Here is a 12,090-nt window from a genome sequence, read left to right on the forward strand (position 1 = left end):
CACTGATAATAAGAAATACTAGTATCAGATTACCGCCGCAAAGAAAAGGTTATGCTTTTTTCTTGCGGTTTTTTTCTAAACTATTTTAATAAACGAAAGGAGAGATCACACCTATGGAATACTTCACTCATAAACTAGCTGCTTCTGCAAAGAAAGTAAAAGCTGATGTTGTTATAAAAAACGGGAAAATAATAGATGTATTTAATGGTGAGATCATCGAAGAAGACATTGCAATTACAGATGGTGTTATCGTTGGAATTGGTCATTATGAAGGAATCCAAACCATCGATGCCAAGGGAAAATATATTTCACCAGGTTTTATTGATGGTCATGTTCACATTGAGTCCGCAATGGTAACTCCTCAACAATTTTCTCAAGTCGTCATTCCACACGGTGTCACAACAGTTATTGCTGATCCCCATGAAATAGCCAATGTTAGTGGTTCAAAGGGCATTCAATTTATGATTGATTCAGCAAAGGATATCCCTTTAAACACCTATTTTATGCTTCCTTCCTGTGTTCCAGCTACCCCGTTTGAAAATGCAGGTGCCGTACTTACTGCCGATGATTTAGAGATATTTTACAAAGAAGAACGTGTTTTAGGGCTTGCTGAGGTGATGGATTTTCCTTCTGTTTTTCATCAAGAGAAGGGGATGATGAAAAAGCTCATAACAGCCAATAAACTCGGTAAAAAAATAGACGGCCATGCTGCTGGTCTATCTGGAGATGCCATAAATGTTTATGCATCTGCGGGAATTAAAACGGATCATGAGTGTGTCACACCTGAGGAAGCACATGACCGTTTGAAAAGAGGCATGTACGTTATGCTTAGAGAAGGATCAGCTGCAAGAGATGTTTCAGCTTTATTGCCTGTTATTACCGAAAGGAATTCACGTCGCTGTCTCTTTGTAACCGATGATAAACATTTAGATGATTTAATTGCTGAAGGAAGCATTGATTACAATATTTTTCTTTCCATTAAAGGGGGACTAAACCCAATTCTTGCCTACCAAATGGCCACCATCAACGCAGCAGAATGCTTTGGCTTAACATCAAAAGGCGCTATTGCTCCAGGCTATGATGCTGATCTTGTATTTTTAGATAGTTTGGAAGATGTAAAGATTGAAAAAGTATTCTTAAAAGGGAAGCTTATGGCTGAAAATGGACGTTTTGTTTGTTCAGAATTTAGTGAAACAACTCCATCCATCCCGGATACTTTATCAAACACCATTCATATTCAAGATATTGAAATCGATGATCTGCAAATCCCATGTTTACAGGGAACTACAGCTAACATTATTGAGATCATTCCAAATAAAATCATTACAAAGCATATTGTTGAAGAAATTCATTCACAAAATGGTTATTTTCAACCATCTGTTAGCAGGGATCATCTTAAGATGACCGTTGTTGAAAGACATGCAGCAACTGGAAATATCGGATTAGGAATCGTCAAAGGATTTGGCCTTAAAAGTGGAGCAATTGCTTCGACTGTTGCACATGATTCTCATAATATCATTGCTTTAGGTACAAATGATCAAGATCTTCTTAAAGCCATTTATGAATTAAAAGCAATGGGCGGTGGCCTGGTTGTAATGAATGAAAATATGGTGATTGCTTCCTTACCGTTAGAAATTTCAGGCTTAATGACAGCCTCATCTTTTAAAGATGTAAATAAGATGCTAAAGGAAATTGATGAGGCTCTACTGCATATTGGCTTTACAGGAAACTTCAACCCATTTTTAACTCTGTCGTTTTTAGCTCTGCCTGTAATCCCCGAATTAAAATTAACAGACTTGGGGTTGTTTCAAGTGAAGGATTTTAAGCATGTGGATGTAGTAAATCTCAGGTAAGAATGCCGTAAAAGGGAGATACAATATAAGGGATCGGTGCAATTCCGATCCCTTTTTTCTTTTTACCTTCCCTCAATCTTACTTTTCCACTCCTCAAGCCGAGGATGCTGGATTCCAACAATTTTAAAATAACTGTACGCAAGTTGATCCTCATCGATTAGTATCGTTGTTTCCGCTTTGCTAACATAATCTTCAATTTCTCGCTGTGCTTTATCTGATAGCTGATGAACAAGCGCCTCAAAGATGACTCCTTGTACATCCATTTCTTCTAGTTGATGATAAGCATCACGTAACGTTTCTACTGCAGCTTCTGTTTTTATGTTTTCAATAACAGATGCTGCAAAAATTAAGGCATCTTCATGTAATAAATATGGCTTAGTAGCTTCTACAACCTTATCTGTTTGAAACGAGATAAGCGCTTCTGCTGTTTCCTCTATTAACATATCGTCGTCTCTAGTTAATAGAGATGCAAGAAGATCGGCATGCTGATCCATTTTCATTAATCCCAGTAAATAAACAGCAATGTAGCCATTATAATCAAACCAATCCTCCTGAAGATTTTGGGCGAAAACACTTAAAACCTGTTCTTCTGTTATGTATTTCTTTTCAAAAAGGGAATAAGCAATTTTCTTTAATCTTTGATACAGGAAATAATTCAAGTCTTGTTCAGCATTCAAAGTAGTTAAAGCGTTAAAATATTCCTCCCATACATCCTCTTCTGTTCCATTCTCCAGCACTTCATAAACGCGCCAATCTTCTTGTTGAAAAAGATCTGTTAATCTTTCTCGATGCTTTAAGATTATACGAGGATGAAACTCTATTAATAATCGTTCATAGGTATAACGGATTTGATCAGTAGTATCTATCCTTGCCTCAATTAAAAGATGAACCAGATCTTCATCATTAGGATCGACCTTAAGAAACGATAATATAGACTTTGCCTTTTTAGGCTTATTTATAGCTTCAAGAAGTAATCTCTTTGTCCATTTCTGGGATTTGTTCGTAGGATAATCATGAAGAGTATGAGCAACAAAATCCTGAAGGATAAGGTCATCTGTTGTAATAAACGGTTCAATTGTTTGTTCAAAATTCATATAAGTTGTCCTTCCTGCAAATTCTCTTATTTATGTTGTAACATGTTAAATGAAAAAAACCAATGCCCACCTGTTATTGTATTATAGACAGCTAGAAATAAATAAACACATTCTGGAACTCATAGCAAAAGTACCAGGAACAAATGATCACATTTTAACAAAGATAGTTGAAAGGGCATACATCACATATTAAACATGACTTTATCCTTATAGCAAATTCCTCCATCAGACCTTAACTACCATTTTTAATAAATTCTGTAAATAAAAGGGTTTTTTATAAGAATTCTATTATAATAGATAACTGTGGGAAAAAATTGATAAAGGTTGTGAAATTGTGAAAAAATCTAAATTTTTATTTTCTACATTGTTTTTCAGCACACTTCTTCTAGCTGCATGCGGAAACGATGAAGAAGCTTCCGGAACAAAGCAAGAAGAAGCTCCTGCTCAAGCTGAGGAAACACAAACAGCTAATGATGAAGTAGAAACTGAAACAGAAGAACAAGATGCCGGAGAACAACCACAAGGCGATAATGAAACGTTAAATCCATTTATTGCTGAAGATTCTGAAGGGAATGTGGAGATTCTCTATACAAATAAAGATCCTGAATATACTCATGATATGGAAGGCTTTAAAGTATCAGTTGATGAATATCAACTTGTAAAAGTTACCGACGTGAATGAATATTCAACCATCTATTTTGATGATCAAGTTGATGGATATGTTGTTACTGCTAAAGTGACTATAGAAAATGGAACAGATAAACCTATGTATTATAACAATTCTCATCGAATTCAGTTAAGCAATGATTTAGATTACATACCTTCTGATTGGAAAGCGTTTGTACCAGAAGATCAACAGATTTTTAAGATTAAAAAGAACCAGGATGATATTTCCTTATTCGAGGCAGGAGAAAAAGTAACAGGCTTATTAACTTTTAAAATGACTAATGAAGATTTTGAAAAGTTAAAGTCAGTTAAGCCTAAATACGTAATAGAAGGTGGAGTAGCGGAGAACTCTGATTTTAGCGGAAGTATTTCAGGAAATTCACCTTCATATGATTTTATCTACAACGATGAACAAGCAGAAACAACAGCTTCTCAACCACAGTTCTTCCAAGATCGTTTAACATCAGATAACTGGGCTGATAAGAAGATGATTTTTGAAAAAGCAAACATAAATGATACCAAAAAAATCGGTGATGTAAACGTTACGGTTGAAGGGGTACAATATACAGAAGTTATTCCAACCGAAGCAAATAAAGAAATGTTTAGTGATTTTGGAGACAGTGGCGTTGCTGCCCTAACTGTCAAAGTGAAAATAGATAACGGATCAACTACACCAGTTAGCATTAACAACTTAGGAACCATTTTGAATGTTGATGATAACCGAGTACGAGTCCTTAGTCAGGGAATGGCTGAACCACGTGACCCAGCAACAATCGCTGCTGGAGAAACCGGTGAAAAACTCCATGTTTTCTTATTTAGAAAAGATGAATTTGGTTTATATAAAAAATTTGTTATGGAATTTGGTCCTTTTTATGCTGAAAACGGTGAAAAAGCATTTAAAGGTCGAACAGCAGAATTTACGTTACCTAGATAATATATATGTGTTGTATGAAAGCCAGTTAAAAAGCTGGCTTTTTTTAATTCCTCATCCCTTCACTTCGATTAACAATCTACATATTGGCCAAAACTAAATACTTCTATATAACACCTAAACTCTTCAACCATCCATATAAAACTCTAGTTACCCAACTTTGTGAACGATTAATTTTGTTGACAACATGTATATACAAGTTTATGATAATACCATATTTGTATATACAAATATGCAAACCTTGTTCTGAAATGAAAACGCTATTCTATTCGTTTTATCTGGAACGAGACTTATATATTTGGGAGGGAAAACCATGAGTGTCGATCAAAAACAAGTAACGGACATTATAGATGCGATTGGTGGTAAAGAGAATATTTCTGCTGCCACACACTGTGTGACACGACTTCGTTTTGCACTAGTAGATGAATCAAAAGTAAATAAAGAAGCACTTGAGAATAATTCGTTAGTAAAAGGATCTTTCTCAACAAACGGACAATTTCAAGTTGTGATTGGTCAAGGAACAGTAGATAAAGTTTACAAAGAGCTCGTTCAACAAACAGGTGTAGGGGAAGCTTCAAAGGAAGATGTAAAAAAGGCATCTGAGAAAAACCTAAATCCTATCCAACGCGCTATCAAAACATTGGCTGATATTTTCATCCCAATTTTGCCTGCCATTGTAACAGCTGGTTTATTAATGGGGATTAATAATATCTTAACGGGACCAGGAATTTTCTATGATGGAAAATCAATTATTGATGTTCATCCACAATGGGCCGATTTGGCTAGCATTATAAACTTAATAGCAAATACAGCCTTTGTCTTTCTACCTGGCTTAATTGGCTGGTCGGCCGTAAACCGTTTTGGCGGAAGTCCATTATTAGGTATTGTGCTTGGACTAATGCTTGTTCACCCAGATTTATTAAATGCATGGGGATATGGAACAGCTGAACAAATCCCAACATGGAATTTGTTTGGATTAGAAGTTGAAAAGATCGGCTACCAAGGTCAAGTTTTACCGATTTTAGTGGCCTCATTGCTATTAGCTAAAGTTGAATTATTTTTACGTAAACGTGTTCCGGACGGTCTTCAATTATTAATTGTTCCTCCGCTTACACTTTTAATTACAGGATTTGCATCATTCATCGTAATCGGACCTATAACGTTTGCAATAGGAAATGTATTAACAGATGGCGTGATCTCAATCTTTGAAAACTTTGCAGCACTTGGTGGACTGATTTATGGAGGATTATATGCCCTATTAGTTGTAACAGGCATGCACCATACCTTCTTAGCAGTTGATATTCAATTAGCAAACGCAGGCGGAACATTCCTATGGCCAATGCTGGCATTATCAAATATTGCACAAGGATCAGCTGCTTTTGCAATGATGCTTATTTTAAAAGAAGAAAAACAGAAAGGTTTAGCGTTAACATCCGGTATCTCTGCATGGCTTGGTATTACTGAACCAGCAATGTTTGGTGTTAATTTACGTTACCGCTATCCATTTATTGCCGCACTAATTAGCTCAGGTATCGCCGGATTATTTATCTCTATTAACGGAGTAAAGGCATTTTCTATTGGTGTCGGTGGTGTACCAGGATTTTTATCGATCGATTCACAATTCTGGGGATCATTCTTTATCGGAATGGCGATCGTAATCATCGTTCCATTTTTGTTAACCTTTGTTCTTGCAAAAATAAAAAAACAATAGATCCACTTGGATCATTGTCAAATGCGAAAGCCTTAGTACTTTCTTTCTACTAGTAAAAATAAATCAAATCGGGACAAGATGCTTGTCCCTTTTCTTTATATAAAACTAATAATGGTGGTGTTTAATTTGATTAACCCATGGTGGAAAAAATCAGTCGTTTATCAAATCTATCCAAAGAGCTTTCATGATACAACCGGAAACGGTGTTGGTGATCTACAAGGGATTATTAGTAGGTTACCTTATTTAAATAAATTAGGAGTTGATGTGATTTGGTTAACACCTATCTATGCTTCTCCACAAAAAGATAATGGATATGATATAAGTGATTATTATTCAATTCATGAAGAATATGGAACAATGGATGATTTTGATGAGCTAGTTGAAAAAGCACATCAACGTGACATAAAAGTGATTATGGATGTCGTTGTTAACCATACCTCAACAGAGCACAAATGGTTTAAAGAAGCTAGAAAATCAAAGTCTAATCCATATCGAGATTATTATATTTGGAAGGATCCTAAAGCAGATGGATCACCACCAACAAACTGGGAATCCAAGTTCGGCGGTAATGCCTGGGAGCTTGACGAAAAGACAGGGCAATACTATCTTCATCTCTTTGATGTTACTCAAGCAGATCTGAATTGGGAAAATGAAAAGCTGCGTAAAGAAGTGTATGAAATGATGAACTTTTGGTTTAAAAAAGGTGTTGATGGCTTCCGCCTAGATGTTATTAACTTAATATCTAAAAATCAATCCTTCCCAGATGATGATGGTTCTATAGCTCCTGGTGATGGAAGAAAATTCTATACAGACGGTCCCCGTGCTCATGAATTTCTCCATGAAATGAATAATGAAGTGTTTTCAAAGCATGAAAGTTTAACAGTAGGAGAAATGTCTTCAACAACAATTGATCATTGTATTCAATATTCAAATCCAGAGAGCAAAGAGCTAAGTATGACATTTAATTTTCATCATTTGAAGGTTGATTATCCTAACGGTGAAAAATGGGCTCTTGGTGAAATGGATTTTCTTTCATTAAAGGAAATTCTTTCCACTTGGCAGACTGGTATGAACAAAGGAAATGGCTGGAATGCCTTATTTTGGTGTAACCACGATCAGCCACGAGTTGTGTCACGATATGGAAATGACAAAGAATATCATAAAGAATCAGCGAAAATGCTCGCAACCACCATCCATATGATGCAAGGAACTCCTTATATTTATCAGGGAGAAGAGTTTGGGATGACTGATCCTAAGTTTAACTCTATTGAGGAGTATCGTGATGTTGAGTCACTGAATATGTATAACATCCTTAAAGAAAAGGGAATGTCAGACCAGGAAATCCTTGAAATCTTAAAGCGAAAATCACGTGATAACTCAAGAACACCAGTACAATGGAATAGCTCTCCGCATGCAGGCTTTACATCAGGTACACCTTGGATTGATGTTGCAAGCAATTATAAAGAAATAAATGCTAAAAATGCATTAGCGGATTCGGACTCCATTTTCTATCATTATCAAAAGCTTATTTCATTACGAAAACAGTATGATGTGATCACAACAGGAAATTATAAGCTTTTATTAGAAAATGATCCTCAAATTTTCGCTTATTTACGTCAAACATTTAATGAAAAACTCTTAGTAGTTAATAATTTTTATGATCAGTATACCGAATTCATTTTGCCCGAGCATGTAATTGTTGAAGGGTATAACAGAGACATTCTTTTATCTAACTATAAAGATTCATCATTATCGTTTGAAAGCCTGAAGCTACGTCCATATGAATCCATTATTTTTTATTTATCGAAAAAATAAGACATTCAAACCGTAATAGAGCCTATATGTATCTTGTTATTCGTTCATGGTAAGATAGGGATGGTGATGACGATGAGACAAAATAAATACCATTCTATATATAAAGAATTATCGGAACAAATTAAATCTGGGGATGTTAAAGCAGGAGATATTTTACCTTCTGAAAATGAGTTAGCTGTTCAACATGAAACAAGCAGAGAAACCATTCGAAAAGCCCTAAATTTATTATCACAAAATGGCTTTATCCAAAAAATTAAAGGAAAAGGCTCAGTTGTCATTGACGTTCAAAAAATGAGCTTTCCTATCTCAGGACTTGTTAGCTTTAAGGAAGTATCAAAAAACCTTAATAGAGAGACGGTAACAACTGTTCATGACTTTGGTTTGATTAAGCCTGAGCCCTTTATTAAACAGCAGCTACATGCATCAAGCAAGGATGAAGTGTGGAAGGTTGTTAGATCTCGAACTATTAATGGTGAACGGATTATTTTAGATAAAGATTATTTCCTAAAGAAATTTGTCCCGACATTAACTAAACAAATATGTGAAACCTCCATCTATGAATATCTTGAGCAACAATTAAAGCTGAATATTAGCTTTGCAAAAAAAGAAATTGTTGTTGAAGACTGCACGGAAGAAGACAGACAACTTCTTGATCTTGAGGGCTTTTCTCATATTGTTGTTGTGAAAAATTATGTGTACCTTGAAAACACTAGCTTGTTTCAATACACAGAATCCAGACACCGCCTCGATAAGTTCAGATTTACTGATTTTGCACGAAGAGGTGTGTAATTCATGCATTGAGTGAAAACTCAATGCTTTTTTCTGTTTCAATATTGGTACCAAGCATTTTCTTCATGATAAGATAAACCTATCTCATAGTAAGGAGAGTAATCATGATGAAAAATGAAATCATTGAAAGATTTACAAGCTATGTAAAAGTTGATACACAATCAAATGAAAACAATGATACATGTCCATCCACACCTGGTCAGCTTACACTTGGCAAGCAACTAGTGGAGGAACTGAAGGAAATTGGTATGCAGGATGTCACAATGGATGACAACGGCTATGTGATGGCAACCCTTCCTGCTAATACAGATAAAGAGCTTCCTACAATCGGGTTTCTTGCACATATAGATACGGCAACAGATTTCACTGGCAAAAATGTAAACCCACAGCTCATCTCAAGCTACGATGGAAAAGATATTGTACTAAACAAGGAGCTAAATGTGGTTTTATCTCCATTACAATTTCCAAATCTAAAAAACTACGAAGGTCATACACTTATCACAACCGATGGAACGACATTATTAGGTGCAGATAACAAAGCAGGTATTGCAGAAATTATGACGAGTATGGCCTATCTGATTAATCATCCAGAAATCAAGCATGGCAAAATACGTATAGCCTTTACACCTGATGAAGAAATTGGGAGAGGACCTCATAAATTTGATGTTGATGCCTTCAATGCTGACTTTGCCTACACAATCGATGGCGGTCCATTAGGTGAGCTTCAGTACGAAAGCTTTAATGCAGCTGCAGCCAAAATCACATTTAAAGGAAACAATGTTCACCCAGGAACCGCAAAGGGGAGAATGGTCAATTCGTCTAAAATAGCAATGGCCTTTCAAAGCAAGCTCCCTGCAATGGAAGCTCCTGAGTTTACAGAAGGGTATGAAGGATTTTATCATCTTATTGGCATTCAAGGTGATGTTGAAAATACATATGTACATTATATTATCCGTGATCATGATAAACAGAAGTTTGAAGAAAGAAAACAAACAATCACTAAGCTTGTTGAGGAATTTCAATCTGTATATGGTCAGGATTCCGTTGTTTTAGAGCTCAATGATCAATACTATAATATGAAAGATAAAATTGAGCCTGTGAAGTATATTGTGGATGTGGCTCATGAAGCAATGGAGAACCTTGGCATCACACCTATTGTTGAACCAATCCGCGGTGGAACAGATGGCTCACAGCTATCCTATATGGGATTACCAACTCCTAATGTATTCACTGGCGGCGAGAATTTTCATGGGAAATTTGAATTTATTTCGGTTGATAATATGGTAAAAGCAACTGAAACGATTATTGAAATATGTAAGCTATTTGAGAAAAGATAATGATTCTAAGATGAAAGGGATGCCCCCAATGCTTACACTTATTAAAAATGGAGAAGTGTATACTCCAACTTATATAGGAAAAAAGGATCTTCTCCTCGTAGATGAAAAAATTGGATTCATTGAGGACCATATTTCATTACCTACTGATTTTGTCGATATAAACGTAGTTGATGCGTCCGGAATGAAAGTTGTACCAGGCTTTATTGATTCACATGTTCACATTACAGGCGGTGGTGGCGAAGGAAGTTATAAAACCCGCACTCCTGAACTGCATTTAACAAATGCTACTTTATCAGGTATTACTACCATTATTGGTGTGATTGGCACTGATGGCACAACAAGAACAATGCCTAATTTAATAGCTAAAGCACGTGCTCTTGAAGAAGAAGGTATCACTTGTTATGTGCATACTGGCTCCTATCAGGTTCCTGTTAAAACACTAACTGGAAGAATTGAAGACGACCTTATCTTAATTGATAGAATCATCGGTGTTGGAGAAATTGCGATTAGTGATCACAGATCCTCACAGCCGACTGTAGAAGAAATGGCGAAGCTCGCATCTGCGGCCCGAATTGGTGGGATGCTTTCTGGAAAAGCAGGCATTGTTAATATTCATGTTGGTGATAGTAAGGATCATCTTGATCTTATTCTAAAGGTCCTCGAGACAACAGACCTTCCAATTCGCCAATTTTATCCAACCCATATCAACCGAAATCCGCATCTTTTTGAAGCAGGAATTTCTTATGCAAAGAAAGGCGGCTGGGTTGATTTCACAACAAGTACAATTCCTAAGTTTCTTGCTGAAGGTGAGGTTTCCTGTAGCCAAGGCTTAAAAAGAATGTTAGATGCCAATGTACCGATTGAACAAATTACCTTCACCTCAGACGGGCAAGCAAGCCTTCCTGACTTTAATGAGGATGGTGAGATGGTCGGCTTAAAGATTGGCAAGGTCAATACACTCTTTCAAGCTGTAAAAGATGCTGTTCACCAGGAACAAATACCATTGCAAACAGCCTTAAAGGTCATTACTAGCAATCCTGCTACAATTTTAAAGTTACAGCAAAAAGGCGAACTAAAGCCTGGGAAAGATGCAGATATTGTGCTATTAGATCATGATCTTTCCATTCAATCTGTATGGGCTAAAGGGCAGCATATGGTATCAGAAGGAAAAGCACTTGTGAAGGGGACATTCGAATAGTGATTATAAAGCCTCGATTTTCGGGGCTTTTTATTTTCCTTTCACAACGTCCGTAAATCCCTCATATACTGTTGCAGACCATAACCTATGAGGTGTTTTCATGAAGATTAGAAAAGCTACGCAAAATGAAACAAATTCCCTTCTTCATATGACAATTAATACAATGAATGAAAGCTCAATGGGGACTGTTAAAAATGATTTTCATACGGGAATGAATATGTTCGTACCTTTATTAAATAGTGGTGCTTATTACCTTATTGCACTTGATAAACAGACAATAGCAGGTTGGGTTTTACTAGGCCCTGATTTTAATCCAATAAATGCTCGAAAAACAGGCAGCATTATTGCTCTTTATGTATTTCCACAATATCGAAAAGCCGGAATAGGCAAGCAGCTTATGAATAAAGCCATGCAAGAGTTAAAGTCTGAAGGATATCACAAAGTACAGCTAAATGTATTTACAGGTAATCCCGCCAAATCATTGTATAAAAGGCTAGGCTTTAAAGAGATTTCTTCCATTATGGAGATGGATATCAATTAAAAGGATTTTCCATCTTCATCTGGTTTTTTTATACTTGTATTCGCATACATATATGTAAACGCTAACACCAATCTTCTTCTCCCTCCATCTGAATATCATGCATTGATATTGTTAATGCTTTATTAACTCAATGTAAAATTTTAGTAACAACCATC

General features: G+C 36.1%; 9 protein-coding genes. 8 read left to right on the plus strand and 1 reads right to left on the minus strand.

Translation table 11 applies throughout. The annotated features are described in order from the left end of the window. Nucleotides 1-113 precede the first annotated feature (113 nt). Nucleotides 114-1,853, plus strand: coding sequence for an adenine deaminase (gene ade, locus D9842_RS19710; RefSeq protein ID WP_121663999.1), 1,740 nt, complete (start codon nt 114-116; stop codon nt 1,851-1,853). Between the two features lie 62 nt (nt 1,854-1,915). Here ade and D9842_RS19715 read toward each other — a convergent pair whose 3' ends face one another. Next, the gene (locus D9842_RS19715; RefSeq protein ID WP_121664000.1) at nt 1,916-2,947 is read right to left on the minus strand and encodes a HEAT repeat domain-containing protein; all 1,032 of its coding nucleotides are present in this window, start codon (nt 2,945-2,947) and stop codon (nt 1,916-1,918) included. Nucleotides 2,948-3,281: 334 nt separating this feature from the next. On the opposite strand from D9842_RS19715, the gene D9842_RS19720 reads away from it, so the two are divergent. From D9842_RS19720 to D9842_RS19750, 7 genes are all read left to right on the plus strand, one after another. Then, the gene (locus tag D9842_RS19720) at nt 3,282-4,547 is read left to right on the plus strand and encodes a DUF5068 domain-containing protein (protein ID WP_257535927.1); all 1,266 of its coding nucleotides are present in this window, start codon (nt 3,282-3,284) and stop codon (nt 4,545-4,547) included. A 310-nt stretch (nt 4,548-4,857) separates the two neighbouring features. Beyond that, nucleotides 4,858-6,255, plus strand: coding sequence for a PTS system trehalose-specific EIIBC component (treP, locus tag D9842_RS19725; protein WP_121664001.1), 1,398 nt, complete (start codon nt 4,858-4,860; stop codon nt 6,253-6,255). A gap of 126 nt (nt 6,256-6,381) precedes the next feature. Then, nucleotides 6,382-8,070: an alpha,alpha-phosphotrehalase gene (gene treC, locus D9842_RS19730; RefSeq protein WP_121664002.1), complete on the plus strand. Its 1,689-nt coding sequence runs from the start codon at nt 6,382-6,384 to the stop codon at nt 8,068-8,070. 72 nt (nt 8,071-8,142) lie between these two features. Beyond that, on the plus strand, nt 8,143-8,859 hold the full coding sequence (treR, locus tag D9842_RS19735) for a trehalose operon repressor (protein WP_121664003.1): 717 nt from the start codon (nt 8,143-8,145) through the stop codon (nt 8,857-8,859). Nucleotides 8,860-8,966: 107 nt separating this feature from the next. Beyond that, nucleotides 8,967-10,196, plus strand: a complete 1,230-nt coding sequence (gene pepT, locus D9842_RS19740; RefSeq protein ID WP_121665146.1) for a peptidase T — start codon at nt 8,967-8,969, stop codon at nt 10,194-10,196. Nucleotides 10,197-10,224: 28 nt separating this feature from the next. Continuing rightward, nucleotides 10,225-11,394, plus strand: a complete 1,170-nt coding sequence (gene iadA / locus D9842_RS19745) for a beta-aspartyl-peptidase (protein WP_121664004.1) — start codon at nt 10,225-10,227, stop codon at nt 11,392-11,394. Nucleotides 11,395-11,494: 100 nt separating this feature from the next. Next, nucleotides 11,495-11,935 carry a GNAT family N-acetyltransferase gene (locus D9842_RS19750; RefSeq protein WP_121664005.1) on the plus strand — a complete coding sequence of 147 codons (441 nt, stop codon included), beginning with the start codon at nt 11,495-11,497 and terminating at the stop codon, nt 11,933-11,935. Nucleotides 11,936-12,090 lie beyond the last annotated feature (155 nt).

The sequence above is a fragment of the Metabacillus litoralis genome (assembly GCF_003667825.1).
In the GTDB taxonomy this organism is placed as follows: domain Bacteria; phylum Bacillota; class Bacilli; order Bacillales; family Bacillaceae; genus Metabacillus; species Metabacillus litoralis_B.

Excerpts from the sequence above, each read along its gene's own strand:
- ade (WP_121663999.1), top strand. The coding sequence starts at position 114 with ATGGAATACTTCACTCATAAACTAGCTGCTTCTGCAAAGAAAGTAAAA.
- D9842_RS19715 (WP_121664000.1), bottom strand. The coding sequence starts at position 2,947 with ATGAATTTTGAACAAACAATTGAACCGTTTATTACAACAGATGACCTT.
- treP (WP_121664001.1), top strand. The coding sequence starts at position 4,858 with ATGAGTGTCGATCAAAAACAAGTAACGGACATTATAGATGCGATTGGT.
- treR (WP_121664003.1), top strand. The coding sequence starts at position 8,143 with ATGAGACAAAATAAATACCATTCTATATATAAAGAATTATCGGAACAA.
- pepT (WP_121665146.1), top strand. The coding sequence starts at position 8,967 with ATGAAAAATGAAATCATTGAAAGATTTACAAGCTATGTAAAAGTTGAT.
- iadA (WP_121664004.1), top strand. The coding sequence starts at position 10,225 with ATGCTTACACTTATTAAAAATGGAGAAGTGTATACTCCAACTTATATA.
- D9842_RS19750 (WP_121664005.1), top strand. The coding sequence starts at position 11,495 with ATGAAGATTAGAAAAGCTACGCAAAATGAAACAAATTCCCTTCTTCAT.